General features: G+C 66.4%; 14 protein-coding genes. 8 read left to right on the forward strand and 6 right to left on the reverse strand.

Annotated features, from left to right (window positions below; translation table 11 throughout):
- Window positions 1-6 precede the first annotated feature (6 nt).
- Window positions 7-663 (reverse strand): molybdopterin adenylyltransferase, encoded by a 657-nt coding sequence (gene mog, locus AB6809_RS05165; RefSeq protein WP_051153924.1) that lies wholly within the window; start codon window positions 661-663, stop codon window positions 7-9.
- Window positions 644-1,261: a ribosome biogenesis factor YjgA gene (gene yjgA, locus AB6809_RS05170; protein ID WP_029967852.1), complete on the reverse strand. Its 618-nt coding sequence runs from the start codon at window positions 1,259-1,261 to the stop codon at window positions 644-646. Before yjgA ends, mog begins: the two co-directional genes overlap by 20 nt.
- Before the next feature lie 244 nt (window positions 1,262-1,505).
- On the opposite strand from yjgA, the gene pmbA reads away from it, so the two are divergent.
- Window positions 1,506-2,876, forward strand: coding sequence for a metalloprotease PmbA (gene pmbA, locus AB6809_RS05175; RefSeq protein WP_371026057.1), 1,371 nt, complete (start codon window positions 1,506-1,508; stop codon window positions 2,874-2,876).
- Between the two features lie 141 nt (window positions 2,877-3,017).
- Here pmbA and AB6809_RS05180 read toward each other — a convergent pair whose 3' ends face one another.
- On the reverse strand, window positions 3,018-3,518 hold the full coding sequence (locus AB6809_RS05180) for a dihydrofolate reductase (RefSeq protein ID WP_029967831.1): 501 nt from the start codon (window positions 3,516-3,518) through the stop codon (window positions 3,018-3,020).
- Window positions 3,519-4,301: 783 nt separating this feature from the next.
- Between AB6809_RS05180 and AB6809_RS05185 the strand changes: the two genes are divergently transcribed.
- Window positions 4,302-5,696: a sigma-54 dependent transcriptional regulator gene (locus AB6809_RS05185; protein WP_006052841.1), complete on the forward strand. Its 1,395-nt coding sequence runs from the start codon at window positions 4,302-4,304 to the stop codon at window positions 5,694-5,696.
- A gap of 296 nt (window positions 5,697-5,992) precedes the next feature.
- Window positions 5,993-6,964, forward strand: coding sequence for a thymidylate synthase (locus AB6809_RS05190; RefSeq protein WP_029967829.1), 972 nt, complete (start codon window positions 5,993-5,995; stop codon window positions 6,962-6,964).
- Window positions 6,965-7,061: 97 nt separating this feature from the next.
- Here AB6809_RS05190 and AB6809_RS05195 read toward each other — a convergent pair whose 3' ends face one another.
- Together AB6809_RS05195 and AB6809_RS05200 are read right to left on the reverse strand one after the other, a co-directional pair.
- A complete protein-coding gene (locus AB6809_RS05195) occupies window positions 7,062-9,776 on the reverse strand; it encodes a DUF6600 domain-containing protein (protein WP_371026058.1) in 2,715 nt (904 codons plus the stop codon).
- A gap of 220 nt (window positions 9,777-9,996) precedes the next feature.
- A complete protein-coding gene (locus AB6809_RS05200; RefSeq protein ID WP_029967826.1) occupies window positions 9,997-10,710 on the reverse strand; it encodes a helix-turn-helix transcriptional regulator in 714 nt (237 codons plus the stop codon).
- A gap of 235 nt (window positions 10,711-10,945) precedes the next feature.
- Between AB6809_RS05200 and AB6809_RS05205 the strand changes: the two genes are divergently transcribed.
- The 5 genes from AB6809_RS05205 (at window position 10,946) to AB6809_RS05225 (ending at window position 14,935) form a co-directional block, all read left to right on the forward strand.
- The gene (locus AB6809_RS05205; protein WP_171799876.1) at window positions 10,946-11,083 is read left to right on the forward strand and encodes a hypothetical protein; all 138 of its coding nucleotides are present in this window, start codon (window positions 10,946-10,948) and stop codon (window positions 11,081-11,083) included.
- Window positions 11,084-11,316: 233 nt separating this feature from the next.
- Entirely contained in the window at window positions 11,317-12,600 is a 1,284-nt protein-coding gene (locus AB6809_RS05210; RefSeq protein WP_029967825.1) for an MFS transporter, read from the forward strand.
- Window positions 12,600-13,964, forward strand: a complete 1,365-nt coding sequence (locus AB6809_RS05215; RefSeq protein ID WP_371026059.1) for a GlxA family transcriptional regulator — start codon at window positions 12,600-12,602, stop codon at window positions 13,962-13,964. Before AB6809_RS05210 ends, AB6809_RS05215 begins: the two co-directional genes overlap by 1 nt.
- Window positions 13,965-14,002: 38 nt before the next feature.
- A complete protein-coding gene (locus AB6809_RS05220) occupies window positions 14,003-14,161 on the forward strand; it encodes a hypothetical protein (protein WP_307257371.1) in 159 nt (52 codons plus the stop codon).
- 267 nt (window positions 14,162-14,428) lie between these two features.
- A complete protein-coding gene (locus tag AB6809_RS05225; protein WP_006052848.1) occupies window positions 14,429-14,935 on the forward strand; it encodes an acyl-CoA thioesterase in 507 nt (168 codons plus the stop codon).
- A gap of 175 nt (window positions 14,936-15,110) precedes the next feature.
- On the opposite strand, the gene fumC is transcribed toward AB6809_RS05225, so the two are convergent.
- The gene (gene fumC, locus AB6809_RS05230) at window positions 15,111-16,511 is read right to left on the reverse strand and encodes a class II fumarate hydratase (protein WP_029967823.1); all 1,401 of its coding nucleotides are present in this window, start codon (window positions 16,509-16,511) and stop codon (window positions 15,111-15,113) included.
- Between the last annotated feature and the right edge of the window lie 8 nt (window positions 16,512-16,519).

A 16,519-nucleotide genomic window follows, 5' to 3' on the forward strand; every position in this document is an offset into this window, starting at 1 on the left:
AATAAGTCAGGCCGGCCTCGGCGCGCGCACCGCGTTCTTCGGCCGGAACGCTTTCACGACCTCGGCGTTGGTCTCGACATACGGCCCGCCGATCAGGTCGATGCAGTACGGCACCGCGGCGAAAATGCCCGGCACCTTCACCGCGCCTTCTGCATCGCGCAAGCCTTCCAGCGTTTCCTTGATCGACTTCGGCTGGCCCGGCAGATTGACGATCAGCGCCGCGTGGTCCGCCGTTTCGCGGATCACCGCGACCTGGCGCGACAGGATCGCGGTCGGCACGAAATTCAGGCTGATCTGCCGCATCTGCTCGCCGAATCCCGGCATTTCCTTGGTAGCGACGGCAAGCGTCGCCTCGGGCGTCACGTCGCGCCGCGACGGGCCGGTGCCGCCGGTGGTCAGCACGAGGTCGCAGCCGACTTCATCGACGAGCTCCGCGAGCGTGGCGGAGATGGTCGGCGCGTCGTCCTGGATCAGGCGCGTGACGACCTGCCACGGCGAACTCAAGGCCGCGCCGAGCCATTCCTGCAGCGCCGGGATGCCCTTGTCCTCGTACACGCCGGTGGACGCGCGGTCGCTGATCGACACGAGGCCAATCAGGATCTCGTCGGGATGATTGCGCACGAGCTTGTGATTGCCTGGCGAGTCAGGCGTCGCGGTCGTCATCGTCGTCTTCCTCGGCGTCTGCGTCGTCGGCAGCGGAATCGGTCGCGGCGGCGGGGCCGTCCGCGTTCTTGATCCACTGGAACAGCTCGCGGAAATAGCGCGGCGGCTTGTTCTGCTGCGCTTCCTTGCGCGCATTGCGAATCAGCGTGCGGCCTTGCTGCGGATCCGCGTTCGGATGCTGGCGGATGAATTCGGTCAGCGCGGCGTCGTCGGCGAGCAGCTTGTCGCGGGTGCGCTCGATCCAGTGCAGCTTGGCCGTTTCCGCCTTGTTGACGCCGTTATAGGTGTCGAGCGCGGTGCGCAGCGCGGCGGTTTCGTCGTCGAGCAGCGAGCGCATCACGCGGCCGACGTACTGAAGCTGACGGCGCTTGCCTTCGTGGTCGGTGATGCGGCGCGCCTCGCGCACGGCGTCGTCGAGCTTTTCGGGCATCGGCATGCGCTTGAGCGCGTCTTTCGGCAGCGCGATCAGCGCCTCGCCCAGCTCCTGCAGCGCGTGCATTTCGCGCTTCAACTGGGACTTGCTCGGACGGTCGTAGCCGTTCTCGTCGACTTCCGGCTCGGCGGATTCGATGGGTTGAATGCGGGTTTTGCGTGTCATGCCGATATTGTAGCGTGCCGGGCCTTGCAAACCCGCCGCCGCGCCGTATAGAGCGGCGCGCGCGCTGCGAAAAACCGCGCTGCGAATGCCAGGTGCGCGAGCGCTTAGCTTGCTATGATCGCGGGATGCTTCAACGATGCTCATGCGCCCGTCATGCGCAGATTCGGCGCAAGCAATCGCGCGGCACGCGAACACGCATGGGCGAACACCCGGGCCGCTCGGCCCCAAAAGGACGGCAACGACAATGGCAGCAGACATGGACGTCAAGCAGCGCTTTTTTCCGCATACCCAGGATGAACTGAAGGAAATCGCCTCGGACATCCTTCGTCACGCGAAGTCGCTCGGCAGCACCGACGCGGCGACCGAAATTTCCGAAGGCGACGGCCTGTCCGTCTCCGTGCGGCGCGGCGAAGTCGAAACGATCGAGCACAACCGCGACAAGATGGTCGGCGTGACGGTGTTCATCGGCAACAAGCGCGGCAACGCGAGCACTTCCGATTTTTCGTCGCAAGCGCTGAAGGACACGGTCGCGGCGGCGTACAACATCGCGCGCTTCACGGCCGAAGACGATTGCGCGGGCCTCGCGGAAGCCGAGCTGCTCGAAACGGAGCCGCGCGATCTCGATCTCTATCACCCGTGGAATCTGTCCGCCGACGAAGCCGTGGAAATCGCCCGTCGCGCGGAAGACGCCGCGTTCGCGACCGATCCGCAGATCAAGAACTCGGAAGGCGCGAGCGTGTCGGCGCAGCACTCGCAGTTCGTGCTCGCCACGTCGCGCGGCTTTCTTGCGGGCTATCCGTACTCGCGGCATTACATTGCGTGCGCGCCGATTGCCGGCAGCGGCCGCAACATGCAGCGCGACGACTGGTACACGTCCACGCGCAGCGCCGAACAGCTTGCCGATCCAGAAGCGGTCGGCCGTTACGCGGCGCAGCGGGCGCTCGCGCGCATCGGCGCGCGCGGCCTGGATACGCGCAAGGTGCCGGTGCTGTTCGAGGCGCCGCTCGCCGCCGGTCTGCTCGGCGCGTTCGTGCAGGCGACGAGCGGCGGCGCGCTGTACCGCAAGACGACGTTTCTCGTCGACAGTCTCGGCAAGCCGGTGTTCGCGCCGCATGTGCAGATCGTCGAAGATCCGCATGTGCCGCGCGCGATGGGCAGCGCGCCGTTCGACGAGGAAGGCGTGCGCACGCGGCAGCGCTCGGTCGTGAAAGACGGCGTCGTGGAAGGCTATTTCCTGTCCACGTACTCCGCGCGCAAGCTCGGCATGCAGACCACCGGCAACGCCGGCGGCTCGCACAACCTGTCGCTCCAGAGTTCGAGCACGCGTCCCGAGGACGACTTCGAGCAGATGCTGCGCAAGCTCGGCACCGGCCTTTTGCTGACTGAACTGATGGGGCAGGGCGTGAACTATGTGACGGGTGACTATTCGCGCGGCGCGTCGGGCTTCTGGGTCGAGAACGGCAAGATTCAGTATCCGGTCGAGGAGATCACCGTCGCGAGCACGCTGCAGGAGATGTTCCGCCATATCGTCGCGATCGGCGCGGATACCATCACGCGAGGCACCAAGCAGACTGGCTCGGTGCTGATCGAGCGGATGACGATCGCGGGGCAGTAAGCGGTTTCACTGTTGCGGCGGCGCTCGCTACGGGCGCCGCAGACGAAAACGCCACGCTTGGCTTGCGTGGCGTTTTGCTTTTGACGGCGCGCTTCATGGCTCGCTTCATGGCGCGACCCGGCGCTTCATGAGGCCGCGGCCTCAGCGGTTTTTGCGCTTATACGTCACGAACGCATAGTCGAAATCGTTCGGCGCGTGCGCGCGATGCGTTTCGTGCGCGACTTCTTCCCACTCGTCCGGGTCGACGGCGGGGAACGTCGCGTCGCCCTGGAAGTCGGCCGAGATTTCGGTGACGATCAGCTTGTCCGCGAGACGCAGCCCTTCCACATACAACTGCGCGCCGCCGATCAGAAACGCTTCCGGCGCCTGGTCCTGTGCCGCGAGCTTCAGCGCTTCGCCGAGCGTCGTCGCGGCGTCGCAGCCCTGGAAACGTCGCGTGGCATCGCGTGTCACGACGATGTTGCGGCGTCCCGGCAGCGGCCTGCCGATCGACTCATGCGTCTTGCGGCCCATGATGATGGGCGCGCCCATCGTCGTGCGCTTGAAAAACGCGAGGTCTTCGGGAAGTCGCCAGGGCAACTGGTTGTCGCGGCCGATCACGCCGTTATTGGCGCGAGCGACGATCAGGGTGAGCGTCGTCATCGAATGGAAGGGGGAACGTAATCGGATCGATTCTACCTGAGCGAAGCGCCGCGGCCGCCGATGGAGCCGGCAGCGGCAACGGTAGCGGCGGAGCGACCTCGTCCCACAAGGTCACGCGCGCGCTTTTCGCACTCGCCGGTCGCGGCGCGCCGCGAGTCCCGATCCGCGGAATCGGCATCGTGATCGTCCGACAAAGTACCGCATGCGTTGCAATCCGTGCCCGACGGACGCGCAACCGAAGTGTTCGCATAATGACTCTCCAGATGCAGGCAATTAGCGAAACACGTGCCACCGGGCGCAATCCCTTGGTGGGTCGGGTTGCAACTTCTTGCTCGCGCAATCCGATAAAAGGAATCGGCTGTAAACGTTTCAGGGCTGAAACGGCGAGAAGAAAATACCTATTAACTGTTAATTGCAGCGGTATGAACTACCTCCAGCGCTATGTATGAGAGAACCGCTTCCCACAATTGGTTATTCGTAAGTTGATTACTTATTTATCCCCGCGCGCGCCTTGCTGGACAAGGGCAGCCGGATTAAATTCGCATAATTGTTTTCCAAGCGGCGCGCGTATAGTAAGCTCTCGGAAAGAGCTTCAAATTTAAAAAAGCCCGCTAACGGGCCGTCTCAAACACACACGCCGCTTTCTGGGGATCAGCTGTCCGCACGGAATGGAATGGCCGTTCGGTTTTTGCTATTTGCGAATCCCGAATGTGCCAGCGTGTCTGAATTGCGGTTCAGGTGCGTGCATCATCCTTAACGTTCGTTGACGAGAGGATCTGAATAATGGAACCCGCAACGCGGCAACTGATTTACGTTTCGCGAGAGCCAAGCGCGGAACTGAACACCCGCTTTCACCAGCGTGGCTGGCATGTGGAAGTGGTGGGATCGGCGCGCGACGCGCGCCGGGCCGTACGCGCCGGTTCGGCAGCGGGTGGCCTGCTTGATCTGTCCAGTCATTTCCAGCCGCATGAAATCGCCGCTTTCGAATCCTGTCTGACCATGCCGAACGTCGGCTGGGTCGCCGCGACCATGCCCGGCCAACTCCAGGACGCGGCGCTGCGCCGCCTCGTGCGCGATTATTGTTTCGACTATGTGACCGTGCCGTATTCCGGCGACCGGATCGTCGATTCCGTCGGCCATGCATACGGCATGATTTCGCTCGGCGAACCGGCTTCGAACGACGGGTCGCAAGGCGCCGAAGGCGAAATGGTCGGCTCGTGCGACGCGATGCTCGCGCTGTTCCGTTCCATCCGCAAAGTTGCGATGACCGACGCGCCGGTTTTTATCTCCGGCGAATCGGGCACCGGCAAGGAACTCACGGCGGTCGCGATTCACGAGCGTTCGTCGCGGCGCAATGCGCCGTTCGTGCCGATCAACTGCGGCGCGATCCCGCCGCATCTGCTGCAGTCCGAACTATTCGGCTACGAGCGCGGCGCGTTCACGGGCGCGAATCAGCGCAAGATCGGCCGCGTTGAAGCGGCCAACGGCGGCACGCTGTTTCTCGACGAAATCGGCGACTTGCCGCTCGAAAGCCAGGCGAGCCTGTTGCGCTTCCTGCAGGAGCGCAAGGTCGAGCGGCTGGGCGGTCATAGCGCGATCGACGTCGACGTGCGGATCATTTCCGCCACGCACGTCGACATGACGGCGGCCATGATCGAAGGCCGCTTCCGCTCGGACCTTTACCATCGGCTGTGCGTGCTGCAAATCGACGAGCCGCCGCTGCGCGCGCGCGGCAAGGATATTGAACTGCTCGCGCGTCACATGCTGGAACGTTTCAAGAAAGACGCAAGCCGGCGGCTGCGCGGCTTTGCACCCGACGCGATCGCGGCTTTGCACAACTACGGCTGGCCGGGCAACGTGCGCGAGCTGATCAACCGGGTGCGGCGAGCCATTGTGATGTCCGAAGGACGCGCGATCACGGCGCGCGATCTGGAGTTGGCCGAGTACGTCGAGATCGTGCCGGTGTCGCTCGCGCAAGCGCGCGAAGCCGCTGAGCGTCAGGCTATCGAACTCGCGCTGTTGCGGCATCGCGGGCGTCTTGGCGATGCCGCGCAGGAGCTCGGTATTTCGCGCGTCACGCTATACCGGCTGCTCTGCTCGCATGGCATGCGTCATATGGAAAGCGAGCCGCTTTCGGCGCCGAACGGTACGTTACCGGCATCGGTGCCGCATCTCTGAACTGACGGGCGGGCTTTACCGGGTGTTACGTTTGTGAATGAACGCCGCCGCGGATGCTGAGTTGCGCCGCGGTGGCGACTTTCGGGGTTTGCGCGCGTGAGTGTTGGCGTTGCGCGCCTTCGCCTCGCCTCGATCCTCTGGTCCCGTCTGTTCTCATCACTTCTCCTCAGTTCCCGTCTGTCGCATCGCGGCGGCGGCGCCATGTCGCCGCGCTTGGTAAAATCGGGTTTTCCGCTCAATCTCGCGGCACGCCGGCTGTAGCGTGCGCCGGCCTGCGCCGCGTCGAAGGAACCCGCATGAAACAATACCTGGACCTCGTCCGCACGATTCTCGACACTGGCTCGTGGCAGGAGAACCGCACCGGCATTCGGACGATCAGCATGCCGGGCGCCATGTTGCGCTTCGATCTCCAGCAAGGTTTCCCGGCGGTGACGACGAAGAAACTCGCGTTCAAGTCGGCCGTGGGCGAACTGGTCGGTTTCCTGCGCGCGTCGCGCAGCGCGGCGGATTTCCGCGATCTCGGCTGCAAGGTGTGGGACGCCAACGCGAACCAGAACCCGCAGTGGCTGGCCAACCCGTATCGCGAGGGGCCCGACGATCTCGGCGATGTCTACGGCGTGCAATGGCGTCAATGGCCCGCGTACAAGGTGCTGGACGCCGCGGCGAGCGCGCAGCTTGCCGACGCGACCGCGCGAGGCTTTCAAGTGGTCACGGAGTTCGATGAAAACGGCAGCCGCAAGGTGCTGCTGTACAAGGCAATCGATCAATTGCGCCAGTGTCTCGACACGATCATGCAGAACCCGTCGGACCGGCGGATTCTGTTTCATGCGTGGAACCCGGCCGTGCTGGACCAGATCGCGTTGCCCGCGTGTCATCTGCTTTATCAGTTCCTGCCGAACGTCGCGCGCAAGGAGATTTCGCTGTGCCTGTACATCCGCAGCAACGATGTCGGGCTCGGCACGCCGTTCAATCTGACCGAGGGCGCGGCGTTGCTGCATCTGGTCGGCCGCCTGACGGGCTATACGCCGCGCTGGTTCACGTACTTTATCGGCGACGCGCACATCTACGAGAATCAGCTTGCCATGCTGCAGGAGCAGCTCAAGCGCGAGCCGTATGAAAGCCCGGCGCTCGCGATTTCCGACCGCGTGCCGGACTACGCGAAGACCGGCGTGTACGAGCCGGAATGGCTCGAGAAGATCGAACCGTCGGACTTTTCGCTGGTCGGCTATCGGCATCACGAGCCGCTGACGGCGCCGATGGCGGTTTAAGCGGCGCTGTACGGAGAAGGGTAAAGCCCCTGCGATGTGAATCGCGGGGGCTTTTTTTATGTCGATGAACGCTGCGGTTTGGGAAAGCAGAGAGCGCTCAGCCTCGGTGATGCTCGTCGTGGCCACCGCCCGAACGCTGCTCGCCGTGTGGCGGTTGTGGTTGCGGACGCGGTTGTTGCTGCGCTTGCGGCTGAGGACGCGGTTCTGGGCGTGGCTGCGCTTGCTGCGGATGGAACTCGGGACGCGGTTGCTGCTGAACCTGCGGCTGAGGACGTGGTTCTGGACGCGGCTGCATCTGCTGCGGATGGAACTCAGGGCGCGGCTGCTGTTGCGCTTGCGGCTGAGGACGCGGCTCGGGGCGCGGCTGCATCTGCTGCGGATGGAACTCCGGACGCGGCTGCTGTTGCGCCTGCGGCTGACGCTGCGGCTCAGCCCCCGGCTGTGCCTGCTGCTGACGAAACTCCTGCCGAGGCGGCTCTTGCCCCCGCGGTTGCGCGCGCACTTCGCCACCAGCCTGCGCCTGAACCCCCTGACGCGGCTGCTCCTGAACCTGCTGCGGCCGTCCGAGCGCCTGCGCGCGTTCGTCGCGCTGCGCCGGCTGCGCATCCTGCCGCAGCCCCTGACTTTGACCTTGCCCGATCCGCGTCTGCTGTCCCAAGGCCGGATTCTGCACCGGACGAGGCACACCGCCTTGCCGCTCCGCGGCATCCACGTCACCGCGACCTTGCTGGGCGACGCCGCCCGTTGGCCCCTGCGATCCCTCAACACCGAGCTGCAAACTCTGCTGCGCTTGCTGAGCCATCGGCACATGCGGCTGAGTCCAGGCAGGCTGCTGACGACCATCGGCTCCAGCTTGCCGCCCCGCGTCCTGTGACCGCGCAAACCCGGCCGCGTTGCCGCCGTTCTCACGCGGCGGACGCGGCACGCCGTTGAACGCGGCGCCCGCCGCGCCAGCCGGCTGGCCGTTCGCCAGTGCCTGCATGCCGGGCCGCCCCTGCTGCATCGCTGCATGCGGCGGTTCGCCTGCGCCAGGCGCCTCGCCGGGGCGGCGCCCCGCCTGGTCCCCGCGATCGGCAGCGCCCGGTGCGGGCCGGCCGCCGAGCCCCGGCTCAGGAGCCGGCGCGCCTGCTGCCGCGCCAGGCATTCGTCCCGGAAGATGCGACTGCACGACCCGCACGTTCTGCATCGGTGAAGAACCAGGCGTGCCCGCGAAGTGCGCCGGCACCGACGTCCGCACGATCGGCTGCCCCGCGCCAGGCACGCGCGCCCCGCTTTGCGCAAAACGCTGCGCGAGGCCGTCGTGGTACGCGGGCGGCAGCGACGGACTGCGCGTCGCCATCACCGGACGCCCGATGACGCCCGCCGGCGGCCGGTAATTCGCGTTGCGCTGGCCGGGCCCAAAGCTCTCGCGCACCGGCGCGATGCCCGGAGCGCCGGGGTTGATCCGCGCGTTGCGCCACTGCGCCGGGTCGACCTTCTGCGCGAACCGTCCGACCGGCTGTCCGTGAACGAAAGCCGTCGCGGGCACGGCGGTCACGGCCCGCGGCGCCCGATAGTTGATGTACGTGTTGTGGACGTTGGTGATGTTGGTGATGTTGGTGTGGTTGTAGCTGTTGACCACCGTCGTGCGATTGACGCGTTCGTAGTAGCGCGGGCTCCAGTTGTCGCGGCCGCCCCATTGCGGGTGCCATCGTTCGCCGGGGCCGAGCGGGAACCACGCGACGCCCGCAGCCATCGCGCCGCCGATCGCCAGATTCACGCCCCAATCGACCCCGCCGCCGCCGCCACCGACGAACGCCACCAGCGCCGGCGCATAGACCGGCGGCGCGTTGACCACGACAGGGCCCGGCACCCACGCCCACGAATCGTCGACATAAGCCCAGCGGCCGTAGTGGTAGGGCGCGAAACCCCACGGCGCGTCGTCGACCCATGTCCAGCCCCACGGCGCTTGCCACACCCAGTGGCCGTCGTGATAGGGCGCCCAGCCCGCGGGTGTCGCGCGCGGCACCCAGACTTCGCCGTACTGCGGACTGCTGCGCCACGTGCCGTTGGCGTCGAGGTCCTGATAACCCGGAATTTCGCGCGATACATACCGCGCCGATACCGAGCGGTCTTCCGCGGCGTCGCGGCTCGCGGCCCATTGGTCGAACGCGTCGGCGCCCGGCGCGCCGTTGTCGGCGAGCGCCTGCAGATTGGTGCCGGCAAAGCGCAACTGCTGGCCGGCGGCGATCGGCACCTGAGCGCCGTCGCCATACGCCGTCGCGCTGCCGCTGCGCACGGTGACGGTGGTGCTGCTGCCGTCGGGCGCGACGTCCACGCGGTAGTCGCCCGGGCCGTTCAGTCCGAGTGCGAGATTCGGCGTGTCGATTTCATACGACGAGCCCGGCGGCAATTCGCGCACGCGCGCCGACAAAGTACCTTGCGCGACTTTCAACTGCGCGCTGTTGTCGTCGAGATTGAGCAGATCGAGACTGGTGGACTCGCCCAGACGCACGGCCGTGGAGCCGATATGCAGCTCGGAGCGTGCGTTCCGGTCATTCCACAACTGATCGCCGGTGGTGAGCGGCCGATTGATCTGGGCGTACGACCAGTCGGCGGCGCCGGCGGGCTCTGTCGTGACGGTCCCGGCCATGTAGTTGAGACGCGCGACGCGCCCCGGCGGATCGGCGTCCTGCGTCGCGACGCCTTGCGGCGCGGGAGCGGCTTGCTGCGCGAGCGCGCATTGCGCCGCGAACAGGAAGGCCGCGGTGGCGAGCAACGTGTAGCCGAGTGTCCGATGTCTCGACGGTTCGCGCGGGGTCGTGGTTTTCATGATTCGTTCTCCGACGGACGATGCACATGCAGCATCCGTGAACCACTCTACCCGCGCCCTATGTTTCAAGGCCCCCACTTTTGTAAGGCCGTCTCACCAGCGGTAACAAAAGGTCTCGATCGAGGCGTGGAGGCGGGCTCGGCTGCGTTTGGCGCGCCAACCCGGACTCAACGCCGAGCCGCTCCGGACTCAACGCTTCGACGTTCCGAGTACCCGCCGCTCATTCCGCGAGAAACGCGTCGAAATGCCGATGACCTGCCGGCGTGATCCGCAAAATGCGCGGCCGCTCGGTTCGTTCGACCCAGCCGCGCGCCGCCCACGAATCCAGCAATGCCGCGCCGAGCGCGCCGCCGAGGTGCGGGCGCCGCTCGCTCCAGTCCGGGCATGTGCAGGCGAAGCGGCGTCGACGGCTGCGCTGCGCCGACACGTCGATGCCCCAGTCGGCGAAGCGGGCAGCGCCGTCGGACGTGGCTTCGAGCGACGTCCCTTGCAGGCTCAGCAGTCCGCGGCCGACGAGCCGCTCGAACACCCGCACCGACAGTTCGCCCGCCATGTGGTCGTAGCAGGTGCGCGCGTAGCGCATGTCGGTCGGCACCGTGCGCACCGGACGCGGCGCGGGGCGCTGCGGCGCGCTGACTTGCGCGACGTTGGCCAGCGCTTCGATGGAGGCCGCGATATCCGCCGACGCAATCCGGAAATAGCGATGCCGGCCGCGCACTTCGAGCGCGAGCAGGCCGCCGTCGGTGAGACGCGCGAGATGCGCGCTGGCCGCCGACGGCGACAGCCCGGCGATCATCGTGAGTTCGCCGGCGGGGCGGGCGCTGCCGTCCATCAGCGCCCACAGCATGGCTGCGCGGCCGGGGTCGGCCAGCAGCGCGCCGATCCGGCTCAAGCCTGGAAAATGGTTGTGTTCATCTGCGAGGATGGCGGGCATGGGGCGCTCCGTGTTCGGTCTTTCGGGCGATGCGCGGGTCGCACAACGCGTCATGTGGCCACTCTACGCGGCGCATGCATTCGATGTTTCAGCTTAGCGTGAACCGTCGAATGCAGCAGCTACGAAAACCCGGCCCGTCTGCGGGCGGACCGTGCTCGGCGCTTGCCTGTGCGTTCATGCGTGCGCTTCCACTGCCAAGCTAGAATCGACGCCTGTCTTTCGAAGGAACGCAGTCATGAAAACGGTTTTGGCCTTAGTGGCGTCGATCGTGTTGCTGGGCGCTTGCGCGCAGGGCGGTTCGACGTCGGGCGCGGGCACCGGCAGCGTCACCATGTACGGCACGATCGACGAAGGCATCACTTTTCGTAAGTAACGGAACGGCCGCACGGTCTGGTTAAACGGTCCCGAATGGCAGAAAGTGATGCATCATTGTCATGACTGCCACGCGCGAGCATGTGACGATGCGGCTTTCGCCACTCGAGCCACTCAGGCCACTCGAGGCACCTGGACCAGTTGGACCCCGGAAGCCGCGATGGCTTGAACAGCGACCGCCGCGACGGTGCGCTCAGAGCCGCCGCGATCACTCTCCGCCGCCGGAACCGACCTATGCCGCCAGCCGCTTCTGCCTCTACTTCCACCCCCAGCACCGCGTCGACTTTCTCCGACCACGCCGCCGATCTGCGCGGCCCCGATCCCCACGGCCGCCGCGCCGCGCGCGTGCTGGCCGTTTGCCAGGCGCTGTACACATCGTCGGTATCGATCGATCTGACGCTGACCGGGCTCGTCGGCTACACGCTCGCCGACGACAAGGCGCTCGCCACACTGCCGTTCTCGTTGATCACGGTCGCGGCCGCGCTGACGACCGTCTTCGCTTCGTTCCTGATGGCGCGCATCGGCCGCCGCGCGGGCTTCGTACTCGGCGCGGGCGTCGGCGCGCTGGGCGGCGCGGTGTCCGTGTGGGCGATCTTCCATCACGACTTCTGGGCGTTCTGCGCGGGCACGGCGACCGTCGGCGTGTTTCAGGCGTTCGCGCAGTACTACCGGCTGGCCGCCGCCGACGCGGTCGGACTCGAAGGCAAGAGCCGCGCGATCTCGACGGTGCTCACGGGCGGCGTCGTCGCGGCCGTGTGCGGTCCGCTGCTCGCCGCGTGGAGCAAGGACTGGCTCGCGCCGGTCGCGTTCGCGGGCTCGTATGCGCTCGTGACCGGACTCGGGCTCGCGTCGATCGTCCTGCTGATGCTGCTGTATCGCGACATGGCGCCTGCGCTCGCCGCGGCCACTTCCGACGACGCCGCGCGGCCTCTGCGCGAGATCGTGCGGCAGCCGATCTTCGCGGCGGCGCTCGCGAACAACGCGCTCGGCTATGCGGTGATGATGTTCGTGATGACCGCGACGCCGATCGCCGCAGTGGCGTGCGGGCACAGCATCGGCGACGGCGCCGCGATCATCCAGTGGCATCTGGTCGGCATGTTCGCGCCGTCGCTGTTTTCCGCGCGGCTGATCCGGCGCTTCGGCGTGCTGCCGGTGATCGGCGCGGGCATCGCGCTGTCGGCGTTGTGCGGCGTGTTCGCGTTGCGTTCGACCGATCTCCCGCATTTCTACGCCGCGCTCGCGTGCCTGGGCGTCGGCTGGAACTTCATGTTCGTCGGCGGCTCGACGCTGCTCGCGCAATCGTACCGGCCGTCGGAGCGCGCGAGGACGCAGGCGACCAGCGAATTCACCACGTTCGCGTGTTCCGCGCTCGGCTCGTTGTTCGCCGGGCAATTGCTGGCGCGCTTCGGCTGGGCGGCGATCAATGCGGCGATCTTTCCGCTCCTCGGCGTGGCGGCGCTTGCGACGCTGGCTTACGCGCGCTCGTTGAAACGCCGCGCGGCGTCGGGAGTCGCGTGATGAGCGCGCGTCATATCGTGTTCGCCGTCGCGCCCGATCTCGTGTTGCTCGACGCGTGCGGTCCGCTCGAAGCGTTCTGGCGCGCGGAACTGACTATGGCCGCGGGGAGGGGGGATGGTAGGGGCGCTGGTGCTGGCACTGGCTTCGGCACTGGCTCCGGCTCTGGTTCTGGTTCTGGTTCTGGCTCCGGCAACGGCAACGGCAACGGCAAGGGCAACGGCAACGGCTCCGGCAACGGCAAGGGCAAGGGCAAGGGCAACGGCAACGGCAACGGCAACGGCAACGGCAACGGCAACGGCAACGGCAACGGCAACGGCAACGGCAACGGCAACACCAACGGCAACACCAACGACGCCTCGCCCGTGCCCCACTCGCCGCACTCCCGCCCCGTCGCGTACCGCACGACGGTTGCATCGATCGACGGCGGCGTCCTTCAGACTTTTCCTGGCCTGCCGGTCGTGACCGAACGGCTCGACTCGCTCGACGCCCAGCCGATCGACACACTGATCGTCCCCGGCGTTCCCATCGATGAGCACTGCACGCTGCAACCCGAACTCGTCGCGTGGATCAGGCGCAATGCGCCGCGCGCCCGCCGCATCTGCTCCGTGTGCACCGGTGCGTTCTACCTGGCGGCGGCGGGCCTGCTCGACGGCCGGCGCGCGACCACACACTGGCGCGAGGCCGCGCATCTCGCGCGCCGTTTTCCCAATGTGCACGTCGACGCCGATCCGATTTTCATCCGCGACGCGGGGTCGGGCGCGCGGTCACACGAACACAGCAGCACAACCCCGCGCGAAAGCGTGGTCTGGACCTCGGCAGGCGTGACCGCAGGCATCGATCTCGCGCTTGCATTGATCGACGAAGACCTCGGCCACGCAGTCGCGATGCAGGCCGCACGGCGCCTCGTCGTCTTCATGAAGCGGCCGGGCGGCCAGTCGCAGTTCAGCGCGGCGCTGGCGGCGCAGGCATCGGCGGGCGGGCCGTTCGACGCGTTGCATAGCTGGATGGCCGCGCATCTGCGTGACGATTTGACGGTCGAGCGGCTCGCCGAGCGCGCGCGGATGACGCCGCGGACTTTCGCGCGCCGCTACGTCGACGAAGTGGGGCGCACGCCGGCGAAAACCGTGTCGGCGCTGCGTCTCGAAGCGGCTTCGCGGGCGCTCGCGGAATCACGTCGGCCGCTTAAGCGGATCGCGCTCGACTGCGGCTTCGGCAGCGAGCAGAACTTGCGGCGCGCGTTCGTACGGCGCTTCGGCGTGTTGCCGCTCGATTATCGCGAGCGGTTTATGTCGGCGGCAGCAGCGCCGTCGTCGGCGGCGAGCGGCGTGGTTGCCGCGGACAGCAGGCGCCTCGAAACGCTCTGAACCGCGATGCTCGCGCGGAGAACCCGCCGCATTGAGTAGTGGAAATTCGACGTCAAAATCCGCGCCACGCGTCGCCGCACCTCTTCGGCGTGCTGCCGCTCGATTATCGGGAGCGGTTCCTGTCGGCGGCAGCAGCGCCGTCGTTGGCGGCGAGCGGTGCGATTGCCGCGGACAGCGCGGGCCTCGAAACGCTCTGAACCGCCGCGCTCGCGCGCCGAGACCCGCCGCATCGAATCGTGGAAATTCCGTGTCGAAGAAGTCTCTGGCACGCGTCGCCGCGCCGCGCGCGGCCGCACCCGTCGCACCGTCGTCGACCTTAAGCGCTCAACCAGCCCAGCCGCCGCCCAACAAGCACCACCTCGTCCACCTATCGCCTCACCCGCCGATCCGACAAAGTGGCGCGCCGTCAATATTGCGCTCGTATAATCGCCTCCTTTCAATGCATCCGATTGACCGGAGTCAAGATGAGCAGCCATCCCGCAGCGCCGCTGGACCGTTCCGAAACCACCTTCCGTTTTCTCGCCGAACCGAGTTCGGTCAACTTCGGCGGCAAGGTGCACGGCGGCGCGCTGATGAAATGGATCGACGAAACCGCCTATGCGTGCGCGGCCGTCTGGTCGGGGCGTTATTGCGTGACGGTGAGCGTCGGCAATATTCGTTTTCGTCGGCCGATTCTGGTCGGCAACCTCGTCGAATTGCGCGCGCGGGTCGTGGCGACGGGACGCACCAGCATGCACATCCACGTGTCGGTGCAGGCGGGCGATCCGAAGGGCGGGGAGTTGCTGCAGACCACGGACTGTCTCGTCGTGATGGTCGCGGTCAACGAGAACGGCAGCCCGGTGCAGGTGCCGTCGTTCGTACCGGAAACCGACGAGCAGAAGCGCCTCGCGAGATACGCAATGGATGTGAAGGAAGCGCTCGACGCGATCGTCGAACTGAAGCCTGAAGAAGTGGCGCAGGGCAAGATCTGAACAACGAGGGTTACGGGCGCCGACTTCAAAGCGGTGCGAGCCACAAGCGCACGCACCTCACGTACCGAACCCACGTTTCCAGACCGAAAATCAAAGCGGGCAAACCGGGCAAACCGGGCAAACCGGGCGACTCACCACGAGCCGCCCAACAACCGCCCGAGGCATCGAGGCGTCCCTACGGCGCCGAATGCCCGACCATATCTCCCGGCCGCACCCATTCGTCGAACTGCTGCTCGGTGACATGACCGAGCGCGAGCGCCGCGGCTTTCAGCGTGGTGCCTTCCTTGTGCGCCTTCTTCGCGATCTGCGCGGCCTTGTCGTAACCGATGTGCGGATTGAGCGCCGTCACGAGCATCAGCGATTCGTTGAGCAGCGTGTCGATCCGCTCGCGATTCGGCTCGATGCCGACCGCGCAGTTCTCGTTGAAACTGCGCGCGCCGTCCGTCAGCAGACGAATGGATTGCAGCACGTTGTGCGCGATCATCGGCCGGAATACGTTCAGTTCGAAGTTGCCGCTCGCGCCGCCGATGTTCACCGCGACGTCGTTGCCGAACACCTGCGCGCACAGCATCGTCAATGCTTCGGACTGCGTCGGATTGACCTTCCCCGGCATGATGGAGCTGCCCGGTTCGTTCTCGGGAATCGACAGTTCGCCGAGGCCGCAGCGCGGACCGCTCGCGAGCCAGCGGATGTCGTTCGCGATCTTGTTCAGGCTCGCGGCCACCGTCTTCAGCGCGCCGTGCGCGAAGACGAGTGCATCGGCGGCCGCCATCACTTCGAATTTGTTGGGTGCGGTGACGAAGGGCACGCCGGTGAGCTTCGCGATCTCCGCCGCCACCTTCTGCGCGAACTGCGGATGCGCGTTAAGGCCGGTGCCGACCGCGGTGCCGCCCTGCGCGAGTTCGTACAGATGCGGCAACGCCGATTCGACGTGGCGAATGCCCTGGTCAAGCTGCGCGACGTAACCTGAAAACTCCTGGCCGAGCGTGAGCGGCGTCGCGTCCTGCAAGTGCGTGCGGCCGATCTTGACGATGTCGGCGAACGCGCGCGCTTTGCCGTCGAGCGTATCGCGCAGCGTCTTCAAAGCGGGCACGAGATGTTTGACGATGCCATGCGCGGCGGCCACGTGCATCGCAGTCGGAAACACGTCGTTCGACGATTGCCCGCGATTCACGTCGTCATTCGGATGCACCTTGCGCGCCTCGCCGCGCTCGCCGCCGAGCAGCTCGCTCGCGCGATTCGCGATTACTTCGTTGAGGTTCATGTTGGTCTGCGTGCCGGAGCCGGTCTGCCAGACGGCGAGCGGAAACTCTTCCGGATGCTTGCCGTCGATGATCTCATCCGCCGCCTGCATGATCGCGCGCGCCTTGCTTTCGTCGAGCACGCCGAGGCCCAGGTTCACCGCGGCGGCGGCGCGCTTGATCACCGCGAGCGCGGTAATCAGTTCGGGTGATTGCTTCTCGGTGGAAATGCGGAAATTCTGCAGCGAGCGCTGCGTTTGCGCGCCCCATAGACGGGCGTTCGGCACGGCGATTTCACCGAACGTGTCGCGCTCCATTCGTACGTCTTCAGTCATGGTTCAGC

The organism is Paraburkholderia sp. RCC_158 (genome assembly GCF_041355255.1).
GTDB classification, from domain to species: domain Bacteria; phylum Pseudomonadota; class Gammaproteobacteria; order Burkholderiales; family Burkholderiaceae; genus Paraburkholderia; species Paraburkholderia graminis.

Bases quoted from the DNA above. Each gene is read 5' to 3' on its own strand.
- mog (WP_051153924.1), bottom strand. From the start codon at position 663: ATGACGACCGCGACGCCTGACTCGCCAGGCAATCACAAGCTCGTGCGC.
- yjgA (WP_029967852.1), bottom strand. From the start codon at position 1,261: ATGACACGCAAAACCCGCATTCAACCCATCGAATCCGCCGAGCCGGAA.
- pmbA (WP_371026057.1), top strand. From the start codon at position 1,506: ATGGCAGCAGACATGGACGTCAAGCAGCGCTTTTTTCCGCATACCCAG.
- AB6809_RS05180 (WP_029967831.1), bottom strand. From the start codon at position 3,518: ATGACGACGCTCACCCTGATCGTCGCTCGCGCCAATAACGGCGTGATC.
- AB6809_RS05185 (WP_006052841.1), top strand. From the start codon at position 4,302: ATGGAACCCGCAACGCGGCAACTGATTTACGTTTCGCGAGAGCCAAGC.
- AB6809_RS05190 (WP_029967829.1), top strand. From the start codon at position 5,993: ATGAAACAATACCTGGACCTCGTCCGCACGATTCTCGACACTGGCTCG.
- AB6809_RS05195 (WP_371026058.1), bottom strand. From the start codon at position 9,776: ATGAAAACCACGACCCCGCGCGAACCGTCGAGACATCGGACACTCGGC.
- AB6809_RS05200 (WP_029967826.1), bottom strand. From the start codon at position 10,710: ATGCCCGCCATCCTCGCAGATGAACACAACCATTTTCCAGGCTTGAGC.
- AB6809_RS05205 (WP_171799876.1), top strand. From the start codon at position 10,946: ATGAAAACGGTTTTGGCCTTAGTGGCGTCGATCGTGTTGCTGGGCGCT.
- AB6809_RS05210 (WP_029967825.1), top strand. From the start codon at position 11,317: ATGCCGCCAGCCGCTTCTGCCTCTACTTCCACCCCCAGCACCGCGTCG.
- AB6809_RS05215 (WP_371026059.1), top strand. From the start codon at position 12,600: ATGAGCGCGCGTCATATCGTGTTCGCCGTCGCGCCCGATCTCGTGTTG.
- AB6809_RS05225 (WP_006052848.1), top strand. From the start codon at position 14,429: ATGAGCAGCCATCCCGCAGCGCCGCTGGACCGTTCCGAAACCACCTTC.
- fumC (WP_029967823.1), bottom strand. From the start codon at position 16,511: ATGACTGAAGACGTACGAATGGAGCGCGACACGTTCGGTGAAATCGCC.